We start from the raw sequence: 21108 nt of genomic DNA on the forward strand, positions 1-21108 counted from the left end.
CCCGCCCGGCCCGGACGGCGGGGAGACTGGAATGACCGTACGCAAACTGTCTGTCGTTGCTTCTGCCCTCGCCCTGTTGGGCGTGGCGTCGGCACAGAACAGCGCATGCAATGCGAACACCGACTATGCGATCGGCCTTCACGGCGGTGCGTATACGAACGGTGAGAACATCAGCCAGCAACAGATGACCTATATCCGCGAGCTGGCTGCCCAGGTGAACCGCAGGCTGCAAAACGGTGCGACGGCTGTCGACGCCGTGGAGCTGGCCGTCGGGGCGATGGAGGAAAGCGGGCTCTACAATGCTGGCCGTGCTTCCATCACCAATCAGGAAGGCTATGTCGAGAACGACGCCTCGATCATGGATGGATCGGACCTCAATGCAGGTGCCGTCGGTTCGCTGATCAACACCCGCTCGCCTGTCCATGCGGCCCGCCTTGTCATGGACAAGTCGCGGCACGTCATGGTCGTCGGCGACCGGGGCGAGGCGTATGTCCGCGAGCTGGGTGCAGAGGAAGCGCCGAAAGGCTGGTTCCTCAAGGCCGGTTCGGAGAAAGACGAGCACGGAACGGTGGGCGCGGTCGCGCTTGACCGTTGCGGCAATATCGCGGCAGCGACTTCCACCGGCGGTTATGACGCCAAGGTTCCCGGCCGGCTGGGTGATGTCCCGGTCATCGGCGCAGGGACCTATGCGGACAATATGGGTGCGGCGGTCTCCGCCACCGGTCACGGCGAATGGTTCATTCGCCACGCCGCGGCACACTCGATCTCCCTCCTCGTGGAAGGCGGCCTCTCGGTGCAGGATGCATCCGAAGCCGTCCTCGAACGCATGGCCAGAAAGAACGGTCTTGGGGCCGTGATCACGCTGGACCGGCAAGGCAACTTCGCCGCTCCGCACTCGACGCAAGGCATCATCCACGCCTTCGCCAGCGACGACACCCAGGCCTATTCGAAGAAAACCAGCGCAGAGCCCGTGGGCCGCGCGAACCAGGAATAAGGGGATAATCCCATGAGCTACGAAAGCTTCAAGATCGAAACCGATGCCGACGGCATCGTCACCATGACCATCGACCTGCCGGGCAAGTCGATGAATGTCTGGGACCAGAACCTCATCGCGGACTTTGAAAAGTTCGTGGACGAATTTGTCTCGAATGACGACATGAAGGGACTGGTCATCACGTCTGGCAAGGACAGTGGCTTCCTCGCGGGTGCCGACCTGACCATGCTCGGCTCGATGCCGAAAGATGCGACCCCGGAGCAAATGTTCGAGGCAAATTACGGCCTGCAGAAAGCGCTCCGCAAGCTGGAGACCGGCGGCCAGGACGTCAAAGCGCTGCAAAAGGGACAGGCCCATGCCAAGCCCGTCGCGGCTGCGGTCAATGGCCTCGCCCTCGGAGGCGGCATGGAACTGGCGCTTGCCGCGCATTACCGCGTGGCCTCCGACAGCCCGAAGGTCCAGTTCGGCCAGCCTGAAGTGCAGGTCGGCCTGATCCCGGGCGCAGGCGGCACCCAGCGCACGATGCGCCTCGCCGGCGTCCAGAACGCGATGCAGATCTGCACCCAGGGCAAGCCGATGAAGGCCGACGCCGCCAAGGCCATGGGCATCGTCGATGAAATCGCTCCGCATGAAGAGATTGTCGCCAAGGCGAAGGAATGGGTGAAAGCCAACCCGAAAACCGCGGCGCGCTGGGACCGCAAGGGCTTCAAGATCCCCGGCGGCGCAGGCGCCATGGACCCGAGGGTCGTGCCGATCTTCGCTGGGTCCTCCGCCATGGCCCAGGGCCAGACCTACCACAACTACCCCGCCGTCGAGCGTATCCTCTCGGCGATCTATGAAGGCTCGATCGTCCCGATCGATGTCGGCCTCCGGATCGAGAGCAAGTATTTCGTCAAGTGCCTGATGGAGCCGCAGGCGAAGAACATGATCCGTACGCTGTTCATCAACAAGACGGCGGCGGAAAAGGGCGCAGCGCGCCCCAAGGGTATCGAGAAGCAGGTGATCAAGACCCTGGGCGTCCTCGGTGCCGGCATGATGGGCGCTGGTATCGCCTACGTCTCGGCTAAAGCGGGGATGAAGGTCGTCCTCCTCGACCGCGACATGGAGAGCGCCGAGCGGGGCAAGGGCTACTCGGTCAAGCTGAACGAGAAAGCCATCTCGCGCGGCAAGCTGACGAAAGAGAAGTCGGACGCGATGCTCGACCTCATCATGCCGACTGACAAGGTCGAGGACCTCAAGGATGTCGACCTCATCATCGAGGCCGTCTTCGAGGATCCGGCGGTGAAGAAAGACATCACCGAGCGCGTCGAAGCCGTCATCCGCAAGGATGTCATCTTCGCATCGAACACTTCGACCATCCCGATCAAGAACCTTGCGAAGAACTTCACGCGTACGGAAGACTTTATCGGCATCCACTTCTTCTCGCCTGTCGACAAGATGCCTCTGGTCGAGATCATCACGCCGGAAGGCTGCGGTGACAAAGCCCTCGCCACGGCTCTGGACTACGTGCAGGCGATCAAGAAGACGCCGATCGTCGTCTCCGACACCCGCGGCTTCTACTGCAACTCGGTCGTCATGCCCTACCTCAACGAGGCGGCGCTGATGGTCAAAGAGGGCATCAATCCCGCGCTCATCGAGAACTGTGCCGTCCACATGGGCATGCCGATTGGCCCGCTCGCGCTGATGGACGAAACCAGTCAGGAGCTCGGCTGGCGGATTGCCCAGGCGACCATGAAGGAGATGGGTGACGATTATCAGCCCACGGGAGTCGAAGACCTGCTCAAGACCTTCGTTGAAGATCTCGGGCGCAAGGGCAAGAAAGTCGGCAAGGGCTTTTACGACTATCCCGAAGGCGGCAAGAAGCACCTCTGGAAAGGTCTCTCGGAGTACTTCCCCCTGCGCGAAGACCAGCCGACGCCGGAAGAGGTCAAGGAACGTCTCCTCTACATCCAGCTTGTCGCTGCATCGAACATGTATGCCCAGGACGTCGTCCATGATCCGCAGTCGGCCGATCTCGGCGCTATCTTCGGCTGGGGTTTTGCTCCGTGGACGGGTGGTCCGATGAGCTACATCGACACCATCGGCGTGGACGAGTTCGTCCGTATTGCTGACAGTCTGGCCGAGAAGTACGGTTCGAAGTTCTCGCCGCCCGCGAAGTTCCGCGAGATGGCCGAGAAAGGCGAGAAGCTCTACAACGACGCCGCGTAACCATTCCTGCTCCTGGCTTTCAGGAGCGCTTGGATAGCTGCGGAGGTGATGACCAAGCCATCACCTCTGCACTCAGGGATCTCTTCGACGAGGTCATGCCCCAGGCCGAGGTCACGCTCGCCTGGGGTTTTTCGTGTCAGCCTAACGGCCCCAGGCCCTGTGTCGCCTCGATCACAGGCTATCGCGACCGCTGCAACCCCCAGCATTCGGAGGGTGCCGCGTGTGCCGGACAATTTCCGCACGAGACCAAGGGAACCGGGATGAAGCTGAGCCATGCTGAAATCCGCCCTTGTCCCCCAGCCAAGGGTGCCCTTCGGGTCTGAGCGAGCGTGCACGCTCAGGCGAAGCTCTCTTGAGCAACTTGCGAGGTGTCGGTTTGGATCGCGCCGTCATCATCGAGGGTCAGCGCCGCCGGGTTTGGCCAGGCGTGCTGAAGCCTCAGACCATTTGGGAGACCTGATGGCCCACCGATCCTCGCGCTCGCCATCACCTCAACCATCCGCTATCACACCAAAGGTCTCTCGAAATGAGCGAGGGTGCTCAAGCGCGCAGGTCATGGTTGATTTTCCCCAGACCACCGGCTGGAGGCAGACATCGGACCACGAAAGACGCAAATCCGTCCGCATTGCGCTTTTGCTCGCCGCATTTGGCGCAATCATGATCGCCGCATCGTTTGTGTTCCATCGCATGGACAATGCCTTCTTCGCATCGGCTGTTCCGACGACGGCGACCATCACGGAAAAGCGTAAAGCCATAAAGCTCGATGGCGGGGGAGCCTTGAGGCTCGACTATGCCTTCGAAATCGACGAACGGGAGGCTGTCGGCGGCGACTTCTGGGGAGGGTCGGAGCGTGCGTTCGATGCGCTCGAGATCGGCGACACGGTCGAGATCGCCTATGTCATCATTGATGGTGGAAGGAGCTATGACAGCAGGCTCGTTACAGGCGCTCAGCTCGGGTTTCCCTACGGCATAGCGGGGATCGGCCTCGTCATGTTGGGCGCCGGGGCAGTGCTTGCCGTGCGGGCCATGCGCAAGTAGCGACGAGACCACCTCGAAAACCGGCAATGTGACTCGGGCAGTCGGAAGCTAACTCTGATCCTCGGCCACCAATACCGAGTGGTTAAACCCTGCCGATTCTCACGTTACCGTTAGACCCCTGATGGGGTCAGGCTCGGCTCGAAAGGGTGAACACATCTTCCGTCCGTGCCCGTCCACGGTGACAGGTCCCGATCAACGCGTGCCGAAAAATCCGTAAAACAAGCAAAGCCCCGGCAGCGTCCTTGGCGACCGCTGCCGGGGCTTCTGGCGCATATTCCTCAGGGCGGGTCCACCCCCTCGTGGACCATAGGAACGCTGCCGGCGCAGAACCAAGACTGATGGATGCGTTCTGTGGACGGCGATAAAGTCAGCAAGCGCCGGCTCTCGCCCCGGCACCAACTGACCAAGTCATATCTGTGTCCCACCCACCAGTTGCTCGGTTCAGCGGTTACTTCTCGCAATGAGTTCGAGGGGTGTAGGCAGTCATTCCCGAACTCGATTATCCGAAGCCGTGTCAGATTTGACCGTTCGCCTCCAATTGCATTGTAAAATTCCGACACTCGGGCAAGAGAGGGGTGAAATCAGCCGGCGTTGAGGGGAGTGGCGGCTTTAGCGGAATGAAATTCCACTATTTTCATGTCGGAAGTTCGGTCGCTGACGCGCTGAGCAGTTTTTATGATTTCGCCACGTCGGCGGAGGTCAACGATATCTTGCGCGCCGACATACCGAATCTGCGCTTCGTCATGGACGGTTCGCTGACAGTGGACCTCAGTGGCGAAACCGAGACCTTCGCTGCCGGGTCGGTCATCGTCTGTGGTCCGACCTTCCATGCATGCAACATCACGCTGGCCGCGGGAACGCGGATATTCGGAATGTCCGTGCTTCCGCTCGGCTGGGCGAGGCTGTTCCCGGACGGCCGCGACGTCCTGACCAACAGGTTCTGCCAAGGGCAAGACTGGCTCTGCGATGAGGCCATGGACTCGGCCCGAAGCCTCATGGGCAGCAAGGACGTCCGTGAGCGGATGGAGGCTGTAACAAGGCTTGTCATTGCCCAGCGCAATGACGACGCGCGGGTGAACGCCGATTTCCTGGCCGCGGCGGACGATTGGCTGAAGGCTCCGGGCGAGTTCGATGTCGAGAACCTTGTCGAGCGCACAGGCCTTTCGCACCGCCAGGTCGAGAGGCTTTGCAAGTCCTATTTCGGCGCGGGTCCGAAAAAGCTCTTCCGGAAGTTCCGTGCACTGTACGCCGCCAACCAGATGATGTGGCAAGGTGTCTCCGACTGGCGAAAAGTTGCGGCCTCGACCTATTACGACCAGGCGCACTTCATCCGGGAGTTCAAGGCCTTCAACGGCCAGACCCCGCGGGAATTCCTGTCCGAAGGCCCCACGCTTGCGCGCCTCATTCTCGGCGAGCGCCAGCTTACGGGTCATCCGAACACCTTCACCGTCATCAGTTAACCGTCACGCGGCACGGCGTTTGCACTTCGTTCAGCATGAGACTGGACCCTGACATGATGATCGAGGCTCTGGAGGGACGCACCTGGGCCATTGCCCGAACCGTGAAGCGCGAGATCGATGCGGTCGCGCCCTTTGCGGAGTGCGGCCTTGCCATGGGCGTTCCGACCTGGTCGGTGCACCACCGCGTTGTCTCGCTCATACCCTTCCCGGCCAAGTGCAATCTTCATTTCTGGCAAGGCGAGCGGCTCGAAGCGCTGGTCCCCGGCAGGCTCAGGGGTACCAATGCCGGGAGCATCCGCTTTCTCGAACTGCATTCCATGCTCGACGTCGACGGCGATGTCCGCGCACTCATTCGTGAAGCCTTCAGCCTGACCCTCAGCGACCTTGCAAAGGAAGAGGCGGCGAGGGAAAGCAACGCAGCTTTGCAATTCTGAAGCAGTCTTTCCTGTTGTTCTCGCGGTCGATCGCGCCAACTTTTCCTCGCGCAACAGTCACGAGGGAAAGCCTCATGAAACTTCTCACCACTTCGCTCATCGCCGCGGCGAGCCTTGTCTCGATCGCGCAGGCACAGGACGTGCCGAGCGGTGAATACAAGCTCGACCCGGCCCACACGACCGTCATCTGGGGCGTGAACCACGCGGGCTTCTCGCTTTACCGAGGAAGTTTCGACAGTGTCGACGGAACGCTGATCTGGGACGCGGAGAACCCGACCAAAAGCAGGCTCTCCGTTTCCATCGACGCCAACTCGGTCGATAGCCCGGAAGCCGTGAGCCATGATGGCAACGCGAACTTCCAGGAAGACATTGCAAAGAACGCCCTCGGCGCGGAAACCCAGCCCGTCATCACCTTCACCTCGAAGCGTCTCGAGCGCACGGGCGATACGACCGGCGTGATCTATGGCGATCTGAGCTTCAACGGGAACACCGGTCCGGTGGAGATGCAGGTTTCTCTCACCGGCTCGGGCGATTTCATGGGCACGCCGAAGCTCGGTTTCTCTGGCGAGACCACGATCGACCGGACCAAATGGGGCTCGAACGCCTGGACCCAGTTCGGCATCGGTACGGATGTCACGATCTCCATTCAAAGCGAGTTCGCCAAGGCGGACTGACGTGAAGTCCAACCCATCGGGAAAGCCGGGCCTCCGCCCGGCTTTTTTCGTGCGCGGTGAACGAGGTGGCTTGCCTAGGTCAGGCGATGGGGCCACGCTCTTTCCTGACATATCGGGGAAGGGACAAAGGCCGATGTTTCGTATTCTAGCTGGTGTCGCCGCGGCGGCGGCAAGTCTGTTGGGCGCAGCCTCCGCGCAGATGGCGAATCCGACCGGGGTGATGCCGAATTTCGACCCGCAAACGGTGAAGCCGGTGATCGAGGAACTCGGCGGAACCGCGGAGGTCCTGCAGGACGGCGACTTCGTGGCGATCGGCGTCATCTGGCCCGACGGCGTGCGGTACCTGATGTACCCGACCGTGTGCAACGACTTCGGCCGGGAGTGCCGTGGCCTGTCGATCCAGGGCCTGTTCGAGGCCGGGAACATGCTCCCCGGTGCGGTGAACACCTTCAACCAGCAGGGCACCATTCCGAAGGCTGTCCATGAAGGCCAGCGTGTCACGCTTTACCATTATCTTGTTGCTGACCATGGTTTCCTGCGCGGGAATTTTGAGACCCATATGGGCATCATGCATTTCTCGATCGGCCGCTACCTGCAGTTCATCAACGGCGCGAGTCCGGCGCAGTCCGTATCGCTGGCCCTAAGCAAGAACTCCGGCCACACCCGCCGGGTGGAGGCGGTGCCGGATCTTCACACCGGAAGCATCCCGCCCAGCTTCACGCCGCCCAAGGGTTACTACAACCGCTGATATTATGCGCTAGCGGACCAGGGTCAGCTTCTTCGCGGCCCTGGTCACGCCGGTGTAGAGCCAGGCCATCCTGTGCTCCCGGAAGGCGTAGCTTTCGTCGAAGAGCATGACGTCGTCCCATTGGCTGCCCTGCGCCTTGTGCACTGTGAGGGCGTAGCCGAAGTCGAACTCGTCCGAGTTCCTCTTTTTCGGCCAGGGGATGTCCTTGGCCTCCTCGGTGAAGAACTCAGGCAGGACGGCGACTCTCGCCGCACGGCCCCCGTCTTCGGGCAGGAGGTCCATTCTCAGCATGCCTCTTTTCTTGCCGTTGCGCTGCTTCACGGTCCACATGGAGCCGTTGAGGAGGCCTTTTTGCTTGTTGTTCCGCAGGCAGACGAGGCGTTCCCCGACGCAAGGCTCGATCCCTTCGAAGTCCTGCCGCTCGCGCAGGCGTTCGTTGTAGCGGCGGCGAGTGCGGTTGGTGCCGACGAGGACCTGGTCCGCTTCGAGGACAGAATCGGGGTCGATCTCGCGCTTGCCGATGACCTTGGCCTCGCCGTAGTCACCGAAGTCGGGGATCTCGCCTTCGCGGATCTGCATCGAGAGCCGGACGATAGGGCTTTCCTCCGCCTGCCGATGAACCTCGGTCAGCATGACGTCAGGCTCTTCCTCGGTGAAGTAGCCGCCGCCTTTGACGGGCGGGAGCTGGGCCGGATCGCCGAGGACGAGGACCGGCGCGCCGAAGGAGAGAAGGTCGCGGCCAAGCTCTTCGTCCACCATCGAGCATTCGTCGATGATGATGAGCGAGGCTTCGCCCGCGGGCGCGTCGCGGCGGATGGTGAACATCGGGCTTTCGCCGGGGTCCTCATCCTCCGCCACGGCGGGGCGGTAGATCAGGGAGTGGATCGTCTGTGCACCCTCGCAACCCTTCTGCCGCAGGACGTGGGCTGCCTTGCCGGTGAAGGCACCGAAGACGACGTCGCCGTCAACCTGCTGCGCCAGTTCCTTGGCGAGGGTGGTCTTACCCGTGCCCGCGAAACCGAAGAGGCGGAAAACCTGATCGTCGCGCTTCTTCAGCCAGTGGCTGGCAGCTTTCAGGGCGTCGTCCTGCTGGGGGGACCACTTCATCCGGGGGTGCTCCTGTGAATCCGAGAGTGGGCGGAACGTAAGGAGAACCTTCGGTTGTGTCCAGCGGGCGGGGATGGATAGTTTGGGAGTTTTTGCTGCGTGCGTGGGCGCAGGAGGCGAGCCGGGGTCCGCGGCCTTCTTTCTCTCATTCCGGGGCGGGCAACGCCCGAGCCGGAATGACAGCTCTCTATTGGCCGACGCGGACGAGGGTGACTTCGACGTCTTGCGGGTACTCTTTACGCTGATTGACCAGCTCTTCGGTCGTGATGGCGACTTCCAGCTCGCTGTCGGAGAGCCAGCGCATGCCGGCGATGACCTGGCCGGGTTCGTCCTGGATGGCGATGGCGTTGCCGAACTCGTTGGGCAGGTCGAGGTCCGCGGCGAGGATCGAGATGTGGGCCGAGGTGCGGATTTCGCTGCCGCACTGGCGCTCGAACAGGACGGCCTTCACCTCGCCGGAAGGGGCGAGGGCGGTCTGGACGACCTCGTTCTCGCACTCGGCGAACTGGAAGTTCGAGACGTTGTAGATCGTCGTGCCGAGGATGAGCAACGCGAGAGCAGCGAAGATGAGGAGGATGATGCGTGTACGGTTCATGCGATATTGATCCAAACAGGAACGTGGTCTGACGGTTTGACGTCTCCGTTGCCGGTCTCGGGATCCCGGACATCAGCATCGACGCCTGCTTCTTCCAAGCGGTCGGCGGCTTCGGGGGAGAGGAGGAGGTGGTCGATCTGGAGGCCGTGGTTCTTCTTCCACGCGCCGCCCTGGTAGTCCCAGAAGGTGTAGTAGGGCTCCTGCATCAGGGCGTGGACGGCGCTGGTGAAACCGATGGCCTTCATGCGGCGAAAGGCGGCGCGGACCTCGGGGCGGAAGAGGGCGTCATCGGCCCATCCCTTGGGGTCATAAACACCGTCTGCAGACGGAATGATGTTATAGTCGCCCGCGACGCAGAAGGCTTCCTCCCGAGAGAAGCGGTCCTCCATGTGCCGTATCAGGGCTTCGATGAAAGCGAGCTTGTAATCCCACTTCGGACCGGGGGCGGGGTTTCCGTTCGGCATGTAAAGCCCACCAACGCGGATGGGGTCCGTGTCGTCGGGGATGATCGTGCCTTCGATATAGCGGGCCTGGTCGTCCTCGAAATTGGGGAGCCCCTTTATGACATCCTCGACCGGATGCTTGGAGAGGAGCGCAACACCATTATAGGTCTTCTGTCCGTATACGAAGACGTTATAGCCGCGCTCCTCGAAATCGCCTGTGGGGAAGGCTTCATCGACGCATTTGATTTCCTGGAGCACGCAGACATCAGGCTTCGCTTCGTCGAACCAGTCGAGAATGCGCGGCTTTCGGGCCTTGATCGAGTTGACGTTCCAAGTGGCGATTTTCACGCAGCACCCCCGAGCATCATCCCGCCAAGGTGCCACCACATGAAGACGACCGCGAAAAGGCCGATCCCGAAAACACCTGCGCGCAAGGGGACGAAGTTGAATGTGCAGTGGATGGCTGCGTGGACCAGGCGGCTGATCGCGAAGACCCATGCCGCGGTTACGAGGGCTGGAGTGACGAGGTTTGCGCCGATGGCAACTGCGACCGCTGCGTAAAAAAGGACCGGCAGCTCGAATTGGTTGGCGACGTTCTGGGCGATGAGCTGCGGCGTCCGGGCGTATTTCTCTTTCGAGCCCGCGAGGACAGCCTTCTTGACCTCGGGATCGGTCGCGGTCTGGGCGACGCGGGAGGTGACGAGGATGACGTAGAGGACCAGGGTCAGAGCGACCTGGATCAGAAGAGGGGCGGCGATCGCAGACATCGGGAACTCCTACAGCTTTGCAGGAGCCCTAACGGAGATCGCGCGAGCTTGGGAAGCTCAGATGCTGAAACTGGTGCCGCAGCCGCAGCCGGACTTGGCGAGCGGGTTGTCGATCTTGAATGCCGCGGCGATCAGCTCATCGGCGAAGTCGATGACCGCGCCGGGCATGTATTGCTGGGAAATCGCGTCGATCAGGATGGTGGCACCATCGCGGGAGAGCACGAGGTCGTCGTCGCCTTTTTCCGTGGTGATTTCAAAGTCGTACTGGAAGCCTGAGCATCCGCCCCCAAGAACGGCCACGCGCAGCATGGAGCCCTCGGGCTCGCTCGCGAGAATCTCCGCCACGCGCTTGGCCGCACGGTCGGTCATGGTGATGGGCTTGGTTTCGGTTTCGACGTCCATGGGGAAGAAATAGGCGCTGTTTCAGGCGAGATAAAGGCCTGAACGCGTGCTGCGATCTCGCATCAACCCTAATTTAGGTGCTCTCCTGTAACGCGGCTCTTCAGGGTTGGAGAGCATAAGCGTGACTTTTGACAGAGCACTTACAGTCGGAATCCGTCTCACCGCGGGCTTTCTCGCGGTCTCGTGCATCGCCGCAGGCGCCGTTATGGCGACAGGCGGTGCCCCGTGGGCTGCCCTGACGGGCGTGATTTTCGGCGTCCTGGCCCTCGCCGCTGCCAGTTGGACGATGGTCTCTTCTGGCGCGATGTCCAGAGGGTTTGCGGCTGAGAAAGCGCTGGCCGAGGAGCTTGAGGCTGCCGCGACGGAGGCGGCTGCTGCGCGGGATGAGGCCGCGGCGAGAGCCGAAGCGTGCGAGGAAGCTCTGCGGTCCGCAACGGCGGTCGCGGATGCCGCGTCGCGGAGCGTCGCCCAGATGGTGTTCGGCGCGGATGGGCGCGTTCTGACGGCTTCGGAGGAAGCAGCTGTATTGATGGGCCGCGATGAGACGTCGCTCCCCGGCGAGCCACGCGAGGCGCTGGTCGAGGATGGCGCCTTTGACGGCATCTGGGACGCGGCCATTGATACCGGCCGGGCGTCTGGCCGGGTGAAGATGGGCGAGCGGGTTGTCGCGGTATGGCTGTCGACCACGGAAGAAAAAGAGCGCCGCATCGTGGCGCAATTCGTAGATGTGACGGACGAAATGCGCGAGCGCGCGGCCCTCGAAGCGGCCAAGGCCGCTTTCGACACCGCGCCAGTGGCCCTTGCCACTGTCGATGGATCGGGCGCTGTCGTGGAGAGCAATGCGGCTTTCGCCGCTGCAGGCTATGACCGGTTCGCGGCCGCAGAAGGGCTGGTCGAGCGGGACGGTAGGGCTGTGCTGGTCGAGCGCGTCGGGAACGTGGTCGCTGTCCGGGACGTGACCGAAGAGATGCGGGCGGCTGCTCCTGCCGAGGCCATCGAGGCTTCTCTGGCCATGGTCCATCTTGATGCGGAAGGTTTCGTGCTCGACGCGAATGATGTCTTCTGCATGCAGATCGGTCGCGAAGCGGGCAGCGTGATTGGCAGCTCTTACGAGGCCTTGCTGGCCCACGAATCCGCGTTCGAGCTGGCTGCGGGCAGCCAGCGTCTGGCCCATGGCGATGTCTGGCTGGCCATGCTGTTTGTCCCGATGGGCGAGGGCTTCCTTGCGATCGGGCACGACGTGACGGCTGAAGTCGAAGCGGAGAATGCGCGGGCACAGGCCGCCAGCCGCGGCTTCGTGCGGGCGACACTCGATGCGGCGGGTATGATTGCCGATTGTAGCGAGGCTTTCGCAAGCGCGTTTGGTGGTTCCGTCGACGGCTTCGTGGGCCGGAGCTTCGCTTCCGTTGCGGGAGTTGAGCCGGAGAGTGGCGAGACCATCCGTGCCCGCATCGACAAGGCTGGCGAAGCGCGGGTGTTCGATATCGTCAGCGCCTCGATAGGCGAACACCGTGACGTGTTCTGCGTCGATGTCACCGATGCTGCTGTGCGTGAAGAGAAGCTCGCTGGCCGGGCGGGCGCGTTCGAGGCTGCTGCGCCTGCGATGATCGTCGTCGATGGCGCAGGTCGCATTTGCGCCGCGAACAATGCGGCCACCGAACAGGTCGGCACGTTCTTCGATGGCGCCAGCATCATCGCTGGCGGACGGCTGGCGGACCTTCATGAGGACCTGGCGCCGCTTGTCGAAGCAGCGCGAGTGGACAGCGCTGGAGAGGCCGTATCAACCCTGATCGTCGGAGATCGGATGATCGGGGCGGCGGTCAACACGTTCGGTGATCGCAACGGGTTCGTCGTGACGCTGCGCGACGTCACGGACGACATGGAGAACCGGGCCTTCGTCGATACGCTCCATGCGCGCCGAGCGATCATCAAGTTCGACCCCGAGGGGAACATCCTGGAGGCGAACGGCAACTTCCTTGATGCGGTGGGGTATACGGAGGATGAAATCATCGGTCGTCATCATCGTATGTTCGTGCCGACAGACGAAGCCGCGCGTGAGGAATACAAGGCGTTCTGGCGGGACCTCGCAGCTGGCAAGACCAAGGCTGGCCTGATGGAACGCCGCCGCAAGGATGGCAGCGTCCTGTTCCTGCAGGCTGCCTACACGCCGCTGACCTCCAGCGACGGGACGATCGTCTCGATCGTCAAGACGGCTTCGGACATGACGGAGCAGGTGCTGGCTGAGCGCGAACGCCGGGCGGCGGAGGAACAGCAGCAGGCGGAATATCGCACCGTTGTCGACCACCTCGCGACTGGCTTGAAGCGCCTGTCTGAGGGCGACCTGACCGTCGAACTGACCGAGATGTTCCCCGAGGCGTATATCCAGCTGCGCTACGACTTCAATGATGCCGTCGCAAAGCTTCGCGAGGCTGATGCGCTCCGTAAAAAGATATCCGGCGAACAGGATGAAGTGGTCGGACGGCTTGCTGCGGCTCTCAAGGGGCTTTCGGAAGGCGATCTTCTCGAAACGCTGGCCGAGCCGTTCCCTCCGCAATACGAACAGCTTCGCGTCGACTTCAACGCGGCTGTGGCGAACCTGCGCGAAGCCATCGAAGGCGTGTCCGAGACATCGCGGAACATTAGGTCGGGGGCTGACGAGATCAGTCAGGCCGCAGACGACCTGTCCAAGCGGACCGAGAACCAGGCGGCGACGCTGGAAGAGACTGCGGCCGCCCTTGACGAGATCACCGCGACGGTCCGCCAGACCGCTGAAGGCGCAACGCAAGTGAACCAGGTGGCCGATGACACCCGCGCCGAGGCGCACAATTCCGGCGAGGTCGTCCGTAGCGCCGTCGCTGCGATGGGTGAAATCGAGAAGTCCTCGAGCCAGATCAGCCAGATCATCGGCGTGATCGATGACATTGCCTTCCAGACCAACCTTCTTGCACTGAATGCTGGCGTGGAAGCTGCGCGGGCGGGCGACGCGGGCCGCGGCTTCGCCGTCGTCGCGCAAGAAGTCCGCGCACTGGCGCAACGATCGTCGGAAGCGGCGAAGGAGATCAAGGACCTCATCTCCACCTCATCGGCCCAGGTCAGCCAAGGCGTGGACCTCGTCGGGCGGGCCGGGGATGCTCTTGGCGAGATCGTCGACCGGGTCGCCAATGTCTCATCGCTGGTCTCCGAGATCGCGGCGTCAGCGCAGGAGCAGTCTGTCAGCCTTGCCGAGGTGAACGCGGCGATGAACAAGATGGACCAGGTGACACAGCAGAACGCTGCCATGGTGGAGCAGTCGACGGCCTCGAGCCACTCGCTGGCACAGGCTTCTTCGATGCTGATCCAGAAGGTCGCCCACTTCAAGACGGGCGTGACAATCGAAGCTCCGACCGGGAACGAGCCGCCGACATTCCACGATGATGGCTTCGACTTCCAAGAGGATTTCGGTGGTGATGGCTCTAGAGGATCCGAGGCGGAGCCGCCGGTCGTCAAGCAGCGTGAAGCTGCCCAGGCGTTCTTCGCTGGCGTCGGCGGTGCCGCTGAAAAGCTACAAGACGAAGACGATAATTGGGAAGAGTTTTAAGACGTTGGGCGCAAGAATGTAAGCGACGGGTCCGACGGGGCGATGCCCCGTTGGACCTTTTGCGTTGAGTGAGAGAGCAAGGGGCACGGCCTGTGTCGTCCGTTAAAAAGAGTGCGATCAGGGTTCTGATCATCGACGACAGCGCCACCATGCGTGGGTTGATGGCGCACGCCCTGCAGAAGGACCCGGGTATCGAGGTCGTCGGATATGCCGGCGATGCCTATGGTGCGCGCGAGGCAATCAAGACCCTGAACCCGGATGTCGTGACACTCGATATCGAGATGCCGCGCATGGACGGTCTGACCTTTCTCGAGAAGCTGATGCGGCTGCGTCCGCTGCCTGTGGTCGTGGTGACGTCGAAAACGGAGTCTGCGGAGGAGATCGAGGTCTCTGCCCTGAAACTCGGTGCGGCGCATTGCCTGTTCAAGCCCGCGGGGGCTGCGGGAGCGTCGCTGTTCGACGCGCTTCCAGGCAAGATCCGGGAAGCGGTGCAACAGGGTGCCGAAGAAGCCCCGAGCGATCGGGACAGCTCGGTTGGCTCCGAAATCAATCCGAAGAAGCGTATTTTCCTTGGCGCGTCCACCGGGGGCGTGGATGCTCTGGTCTCGGTGCTTCGATCGTTTCCGCGGAACTGCCCGCCGACAATGATCGTGCAGCACATGCCGAAGAAGTTCATCCCGCTCTTCGCGCAGCGGCTCAACACGCTTTGTGCACCGACGGTGCAGATCGCACGCGGAGGGACCAAGATCGAGCCGGGCAGGATCCTGATCGCTCCGGCCGGGGAGCATATGCGCCTCAGCCGCCGCGACCCGGATATCTGCATTCTCGAGGACCGGCCGCCCGTAAATGGCTTCAGGCCATCCGTAGACGTTCTTTTCAAGTCCGCGGCAGAAGTGGTCGGGAAGCACTGCGTCGCGGCATTGCTGACGGGTATGGGGCGCGACGGGGCCGATGGGCTGCTGTCGATCAGGATGGCTGGGGGTGTGACGCTGGCCCAGGATGAAGAAACCTCCGTGGTCTGGGGCATGCCGCGGGTCGCCTATGAGCTTGGTGCCGTCGACCGGCCCCTGCCGCTGAGAAAAATCGCGGCGTCCCTGCTTGATCCGTGCAGGACCCCGGCGCTGCGAGATGCGTCATGAGGCCGGTTTCAGACTACGCGCGCGCCGGACGGCGCCCGCCGACACTTATTGGCGTCGGAGGCATCGCGTGGAGCGGCGACTCAGCGGTCGTCTACTCGACCCTGCTGGGGAGCTGCATCGCGGTCTGCCTGTGGGACAAGATGGCGATGAAGGGTGGGCTGATCCACTTCCTGCTCGCCAAGGCGCCGAGCGAGGATTGCGACGACACGCGCTATGGCGAGGTCTCGCTGCCGCTGCTCGTCAACAACCTGTGCGCCGTGGGCTGCATGAAGCACCGCCTGCAGGCCATTGTCGCCGGGGGAGCGGATCTCCTCTCCAATATGCAGCCGATCGGGACCGAGAACACCGAGTTCGCCCTTGAATGGCTGCGCAAGGCTGGCATCCCGATCATCAAGAAAGACTATGGCGGCAGCAATGCACGGCGGGTCCGCTTCTATCCGACCACAGGTCTTTGCGAAATCACGACAATCGAAGGCGCCACAGCTCCGCCGCGCGGTTAAAAGCAAAGTAACTGCAGTGCGCTACACGATCACCCTGAGAGAAGATCCGCCGCCTGGTGTGCGGTGACTTGGGCATGAGGGAATTGGGGCATGAGCGAGGAGAGCGTCGGCTATTGCCAGATCACGCTTGATGCGAAGCTCGCGTCGCGGGCCGCTCCTGATCTTTATGCGCAACTTGCCAAGCAGCGCGGCAATACGCTCGTGCTCGATGCATCCAGGGTCGAGCAGATCGGCGTTCTCTCATGGCAGATCCTCGTGTCCGCAGCAAAGACGTGGACGAACGAGGGTAAAAGTTTCGAAGTCATCGACCCTTCGGTGGCTTTCACAGGCAGCGCAGCGGATCTCGGTCTCGATCTCTCGCTGGTAGGTGTCGAGACCGACGGGGAGGCCGCAGGTGGCGCTTAAGATCCTAGCCGTTGAAGACAGCCTGACTGTCCGTACCATGATCGAGCATGTCCTGAAGGACGCGGGCTTCGAGGTGCATCTGGCCGAAGACGGTCAGCACGGGCTGAAACGCCTGGCCGAGGTGCAGCCGGACGTCATCACCACCGATATGAACATGCCGGTGATGGATGGCCTCGGTTTCATCAAGGGTGTGCGTGCTGACGAACGATTCAAGATGACCCCGATCCTGGTCATTTCGTCGGAGACGGCGCCAGAGCTCAAGACCAAGGCCCGATCGCTCGGTGCTTCGGGCTGGATGGCGAAGCCGTTCCACGACGAGCGTCTCATCTCTGCAGTCAAACGCCTTGCGGCGTAGGCGGAGGATATGTCCGATCCGCTCGCAGAACTGAGGGAAACCTTCTTCCTCGAATGCGACGAGCTTCTCGAGAAGCTCGAGACGGACCTGCTTGCCCTAGAGCAAGGGGTCGAAGACGAGGAACTGGTGAACTCCGCCTTCCGCGCGGTCCACTCGATAAAGGGTGGCGCGGGGGCGTTCGGCATGTCCGCAATCACGGATTGCGCCCATGTCTTCGAGACGGCGATGGACCATGTCCGGGCGGGGACGCTGAAGCTGGGTCCTGACCTCTGTGCGCTGTTCCTGCGGGGCAAGGACTGTCTTGCGAGCCTTATCCTCGCCGAGAATGGCGGTCCGCCTGCTGACGAAGCCGAGGTGAAGGCTGTCGAGGAGGCGTTCGACGAGGTCAATCCGAAGGAAGAGGAATTCGATCCCTCGGAGATTTTCAAGCCGGTCTCGCTGGCGGCGGACCTGGGCCTCGAGGTCGAGGCCGATGCTGCGGCAGAGGCAGATGCGGCCGCGACCGATCCGATGGATATCCTGGCCCAGTTCGAAGCGAGTGAGGAAGAGATTGCCGCTGCCGAAGACGCTGGGGCGGGCAAGGAACTGGTCGTCGTCTTTGCGCCAAAGGATGCGTTCTTCGCGCGCGGTAATGATGCTGCGCCGTTCATTCGTGAGCTGCACGATCTCGGCGATGCCGAGGTGATGCTTGATGCCTCGCGCGTGCCGTCCTTTGATGACCTATCCGCGACAGGCGCCTATTTCGAATGGACCGTGTGCCTCGATCCGTCGGTGAACCCCTCGACAGTCGAAGAGATCTTCGAGTTCGTCGAAGAGGACTGCGTCCTGTCCATCGGCGAGAGCATCGGGCTGGCGTCCGAGGAGCCGGTGGCGAAAGAGCCCGAAGCAGATGTCTTCATCGACTTCGAAGCCGAGTTCGAGGCAGAGGATGGAGCGGCAGGAGAGACCGTAGCTCCTGCAAAGGTTGCCGAGGCGGAGGGCGAGTCTGAAACCGAGGCGAAGGAAGAGGCCGCGGAGCCGCAGATCATTCTGCCGAAGCCTGAGGACGTGCCCGATGTGGCGGCTTCCGAGGTTGCGGCGGATGCGAAGCCCGCCCCCGCCAACGACCAGCCGAAGCCCGTCGAGCAGAAGCCTGTTGTGGCGCAAGCTGCCCGGCCCGGAGGCGGTCCGAAGCCTGTCGTTCGGGTCGAGCTTTCCCGTGTCGACCGCCTCATCAACCTCGTCTCCGAGCTGGTCATCAGCCAGTCGATGTTGAGCCAGGCCGTCGAGGACCAGCACAAGCTGGCTGATAACGAGAACCGCGCGCTGGCGTCCGGTCTCGATGAGTTCCGTGCACTGACCCGCGAGCTGCAGGAAAGCGTGATGGCGATCCGGGCGGAGCCCGTCCGCTCGATGTTCATGCGCATGGGGCAGATCGCCCGGTCAGCGGCCCAGGTCTGCGGGAAGAAAGTCCGCCTGGTGACGGAAGGCGAGACGACCGAGGTCGACAAGACCGTCATCGAACGCCTGACAGAGCCGCTGACCCACATGATCCGCAACTCCGTTGATCACGGCATCGAAGATGTCGAAAAGCGCATCGAGGCCGGCAAGGATCCAACAGGAACGATCCATCTGTCTGCGGATCACCAATCCGGCAAGGTGGTCCTGACGGTGACAGATGACGGTGGCGGCGTGAACCGGCCCAAAGTCCTCGAAAAGGCGATCGAGAAGGGCATCGTGCCTGAGGGTGCGCAGCTCACCGATGCGGAGATCGACCAGCTTCTCTTTGCACCGGGCTTCTCCACGGCGGCAACGATCAGCCAGGTGTCCGGCCGCGGCGTCGGCATGGATGTTGTCAAGCGCGAGATCAATTCGCTCGGCGGAAGGATCAGCCTGTCCTCGACTCCAGGCGAGGGAACGGTCTTCACCATCTCCCTGCCGCTCACCCTTGCGGTTCTCGATGGCATGGTCATCAAGGTCGCCGGGCAGACAGTCGTGGTTCCGCTTTCCGCCATTGCCGAGAGCCTTCGCCCGGAGGCGGACGAAATCCAGAATATCGGCGATGGGGGCAAGTGCATCTTCGTGCGCGGGAACTTCGTGCCGATCCTCGATATCGGGCTTTCGCTCGGCTACCGCGAGCCGATCGAGAGCTACGAGGGCAAGGTGATGCTGTTGGTCGAAAACGACCACGGCGGGCAATACGCCTTCGCGGTCGACGACATCGTCGATCAGCGACAGGTGGTGATCAAGGGACTGCAGGACAATTACGGCCGGATTGAAGGTGTCGCCGCGGCGACAATCCTCGGCGATGGCCAGATTGCCCTGATCCTCGACGTGAATGACCTGACCCAGGACGGCTCCGCTCTCGGCGCGCCGATCGGGATGGCAGGCCAGATGAAGGAGGCTGTCGGTGTCTGACAAAGAGCTTGAGACCAATCGTCACTACACGGAAGTCATTGCCTTCAAGGTGCAGGAAGACGAGTACTGCGTGGATATCATGTCGGTGCGCGAGATTCGCGGCTGGACGCCGGCGACGCGTATTCCGCACGCGCCGTCCTATGTCCGCGGCGTTATCAACCTGCGCGGCGCGGTGCTGCCGATCATCGACCTTGGCGCACGTCTCGGCTTTGGCCTGACCGAGCCGTCGGAGCGCAACGTCATTATCGTGGCCCAGATGGAGGGGCAGCTTTTTGGTCTTCTGGTCGATGCCGTCTCCGACATCATGACGATCACCTCCGACGACCTTCAACCTACGCCGAATATCGGCTCTGAAGAGGCGCGGACCTTCATCAAGAACGTCATCGCCCGCGAGGAGCAGATGATCCGGTTCGTCGACCTCAAGCAGATCCTTCCGCAACAAATGGCGCAGGTCGCTTAAGGGTCGGTTCTTCCGTGCTGCACAATCCGCGCGCTCCAGAGTTCGAGTATACGGACGAAGACTTCCGTCAGATCAAGGGCATGATCTACGACGACGCAGGCATCTTCATCCCGGATACCAAGATGAACCTCGTCTATTCGAGGCTCGCGCGACGCCTGCGCGCGCTCGGCATGACGACGTTCTACGACTACGTCCTCCACGTACAGAGCAGGGCAGGCCGCGAAGAGCGCGGGCACCTGATCAATGCGCTGACGACGAACCTCACGCATTTCTTCCGTGAGCCCCATCATTTTGAGACGGCGCGGAAGGAGCTCGTGCCGAAGGCCCTCGAGCAGACCGAGAAGGGCGGGCGCTTCCGCGTCTGGTCTGCTGGTTGTTCCACCGGGGAAGAGGCCTATTCGCTGGCCATCACGCTTCTCGATGCGGCACCGGAGCTTGGCAAGCGGGACGTGATGATCCTCGGCACGGACATCGACTCAAACGTGGTCGAGAAGGCGACCAAGGGCGCCTATGAGAAGGATATCATCTCGCCGGTAGAGCCGCGCCTGAGGCAGCGCTTCTTCCAGACCGGGTGGGGCCCGAATGCCGACCGCTATGTGGTGGGTGACGAGCTGCGAGCGATCACGCAGTTCAAGGTCCTGAACCTGATGCAGCACTGGCCAATGACAGGGCAGTTCGATGCGATCTTCTGCCGTAATGTCGTCATTTATTTTGACGAGGCGACGAAGTCGGTCCTCTGGGACCGCTATGCGAACATCCTCAAGCCGGGCGGCCTGTTATTCATAGGGCACTCGGAACGCATCGGCGGCAAGGCGCGGGAGCGCTTTGAACCGGCGGGTCTGACGACGTATCGCAAGAAGGGCTGAGAGGCCGTTCGGAGCCATTTTGGTTAGCCGATCGCGGAAATTCTGCGGCCTCTGTCAGGCTCGCATTAACCCACGGTCGCTAAAGGGTAATTCTGGCCCATCCCTGGGGCCTTGGCAGGAGAGAGCCGAAAATGTCGCTGGCGAAAGTGCTCAAAGTTCTGGTGGTCGATGACATGTCGATCAGCCGTGGGCTGATCACGCAGACGCTTGCGTCCGTGGGTATCCAGAACATCCGGTATGCCGAGGACGGCAAGCAGGCCCTCGCGATGATGCGTGAGGACCCGGCTCATCTCGTGATCTCCGACTATAACATGCCGAAAATGTCCGGCATCGACCTGCTCTATGCACTGCGCCAGAACCCGAAGACGCAGAAGGTCGGTTTTATCCTGATTACCGGCAAGGCGACCCGGACGATCCTCGAAGAGGGTGTTCACCTGAAGATGAACAACTACCTACTCAAGCCGTTCGAGCCGCCGCAGCTCATCAAGGCGATCCAGGACGTGTTCGGACCGCTCGGGGCATCGAAAGCGAGCTAACGG

General features: G+C 62.1%; 21 protein-coding genes. 16 read left to right on the top strand and 5 right to left on the bottom strand.

Annotated features, from left to right (window positions below):
* Positions 1-31: 31 nt before the first annotated feature.
* The 7 genes from IE053_RS02165 (at position 32) to IE053_RS02195 (ending at position 7556) form a co-directional block, all read left to right on the top strand.
* A complete protein-coding gene (locus tag IE053_RS02165; RefSeq protein ID WP_189571032.1) occupies positions 32-994 on the top strand; it encodes an isoaspartyl peptidase/L-asparaginase family protein in 963 nt (320 codons plus the stop codon).
* Positions 995-1006: 12 nt separating this feature from the next.
* Positions 1007-3202 (top strand): 3-hydroxyacyl-CoA dehydrogenase NAD-binding domain-containing protein, encoded by a 2196-nt coding sequence (locus IE053_RS02170; protein ID WP_189571035.1) that lies wholly within the window; start codon positions 1007-1009, stop codon positions 3200-3202.
* A 555-nt stretch (positions 3203-3757) separates the two neighbouring features.
* Positions 3758-4240 (top strand): hypothetical protein, encoded by a 483-nt coding sequence (locus IE053_RS02175; protein ID WP_189571038.1) that lies wholly within the window; start codon positions 3758-3760, stop codon positions 4238-4240.
* A gap of 617 nt (positions 4241-4857) precedes the next feature.
* A complete protein-coding gene (locus tag IE053_RS02180; RefSeq protein WP_189571041.1) occupies positions 4858-5700 on the top strand; it encodes a helix-turn-helix domain-containing protein in 843 nt (280 codons plus the stop codon).
* Positions 5701-5735: 35 nt separating this feature from the next.
* A complete protein-coding gene (locus IE053_RS02185) occupies positions 5736-6134 on the top strand; it encodes a DUF1801 domain-containing protein (RefSeq protein ID WP_189571043.1) in 399 nt (132 codons plus the stop codon).
* 74 nt (positions 6135-6208) lie between these two features.
* Complete coding sequence (locus IE053_RS02190) at positions 6209-6808, top strand: YceI family protein (RefSeq protein WP_189571046.1); 600 nt, start codon at positions 6209-6211, stop codon at positions 6806-6808.
* A 133-nt stretch (positions 6809-6941) separates the two neighbouring features.
* On the top strand, positions 6942-7556 hold the full coding sequence (locus IE053_RS02195) for a type III secretion system chaperone family protein (RefSeq protein ID WP_189571049.1): 615 nt from the start codon (positions 6942-6944) through the stop codon (positions 7554-7556).
* A gap of 9 nt (positions 7557-7565) precedes the next feature.
* Here IE053_RS02195 and IE053_RS02200 read toward each other — a convergent pair whose 3' ends face one another.
* The 5 genes from IE053_RS02200 to erpA form a co-directional block, all read right to left on the bottom strand.
* Positions 7566-8663 carry an ATP-dependent DNA helicase gene (locus IE053_RS02200; protein ID WP_189571051.1) on the bottom strand — a complete coding sequence of 366 codons (1098 nt, stop codon included), beginning with the start codon at positions 8661-8663 and terminating at the stop codon, positions 7566-7568.
* A gap of 187 nt (positions 8664-8850) precedes the next feature.
* Complete coding sequence (locus tag IE053_RS02205; protein WP_189571053.1) at positions 8851-9258, bottom strand: hypothetical protein; 408 nt, start codon at positions 9256-9258, stop codon at positions 8851-8853.
* Positions 9255-10049: an exodeoxyribonuclease III gene (locus IE053_RS02210; protein ID WP_189571055.1), complete on the bottom strand. Its 795-nt coding sequence runs from the start codon at positions 10047-10049 to the stop codon at positions 9255-9257. The genes IE053_RS02205 and IE053_RS02210 overlap by 4 nt, the downstream gene beginning before the upstream one ends.
* A complete protein-coding gene (locus IE053_RS02215) occupies positions 10046-10468 on the bottom strand; it encodes an MAPEG family protein (RefSeq protein WP_189571057.1) in 423 nt (140 codons plus the stop codon). Before IE053_RS02215 ends, IE053_RS02210 begins: the two co-directional genes overlap by 4 nt.
* A 57-nt stretch (positions 10469-10525) precedes the next feature.
* Positions 10526-10870, bottom strand: a complete 345-nt coding sequence (gene erpA / locus IE053_RS02220; RefSeq protein WP_189571059.1) for an iron-sulfur cluster insertion protein ErpA — start codon at positions 10868-10870, stop codon at positions 10526-10528.
* A 121-nt stretch (positions 10871-10991) separates the two neighbouring features.
* Here erpA and IE053_RS02225 point away from each other — a divergent pair, with 121 nt between their 5' ends.
* The 9 genes from IE053_RS02225 to IE053_RS02265 all read left to right on the top strand — a co-directional run bounded on the left by IE053_RS02225 (position 10992) and on the right by IE053_RS02265 (position 21105).
* Positions 10992-14447: a methyl-accepting chemotaxis protein gene (locus IE053_RS02225; RefSeq protein WP_189571063.1), complete on the top strand. Its 3456-nt coding sequence runs from the start codon at positions 10992-10994 to the stop codon at positions 14445-14447.
* Positions 14448-14539: 92 nt separating this feature from the next.
* Positions 14540-15586: a protein-glutamate methylesterase/protein-glutamine glutaminase gene (locus tag IE053_RS02230; protein WP_229786026.1), complete on the top strand. Its 1047-nt coding sequence runs from the start codon at positions 14540-14542 to the stop codon at positions 15584-15586.
* Positions 15583-16086: a chemotaxis protein CheD gene (locus tag IE053_RS02235; protein WP_189571066.1), complete on the top strand. Its 504-nt coding sequence runs from the start codon at positions 15583-15585 to the stop codon at positions 16084-16086. The genes IE053_RS02230 and IE053_RS02235 overlap by 4 nt, the downstream gene beginning before the upstream one ends.
* Before the next feature lie 90 nt (positions 16087-16176).
* Positions 16177-16491, top strand: a complete 315-nt coding sequence (locus IE053_RS02240; RefSeq protein ID WP_189571069.1) for an STAS domain-containing protein — start codon at positions 16177-16179, stop codon at positions 16489-16491.
* Positions 16481-16846, top strand: coding sequence for a response regulator (locus tag IE053_RS02245; protein WP_189571072.1), 366 nt, complete (start codon positions 16481-16483; stop codon positions 16844-16846). Before IE053_RS02240 ends, IE053_RS02245 begins: the two co-directional genes overlap by 11 nt.
* Before the next feature lie 9 nt (positions 16847-16855).
* Complete coding sequence (locus tag IE053_RS02250) at positions 16856-19243, top strand: chemotaxis protein CheA (RefSeq protein ID WP_189571075.1); 2388 nt, start codon at positions 16856-16858, stop codon at positions 19241-19243.
* Positions 19236-19703, top strand: coding sequence for a chemotaxis protein CheW (locus tag IE053_RS02255; RefSeq protein WP_189571077.1), 468 nt, complete (start codon positions 19236-19238; stop codon positions 19701-19703). The genes IE053_RS02250 and IE053_RS02255 overlap by 8 nt, the downstream gene beginning before the upstream one ends.
* Before the next feature lie 14 nt (positions 19704-19717).
* Entirely contained in the window at positions 19718-20569 is an 852-nt protein-coding gene (locus tag IE053_RS02260) for a CheR family methyltransferase (RefSeq protein WP_189571080.1), read from the top strand.
* A gap of 131 nt (positions 20570-20700) precedes the next feature.
* Positions 20701-21105, top strand: a complete 405-nt coding sequence (locus IE053_RS02265) for a response regulator (protein WP_189571084.1) — start codon at positions 20701-20703, stop codon at positions 21103-21105.
* Positions 21106-21108: the final 3 nt, after the last annotated feature.

The sequence above is a fragment of the Parvularcula lutaonensis genome (genome assembly GCF_014651915.1).
GTDB classification, from domain to species: domain Bacteria; phylum Pseudomonadota; class Alphaproteobacteria; order Caulobacterales; family Parvularculaceae; genus Parvularcula; species Parvularcula lutaonensis.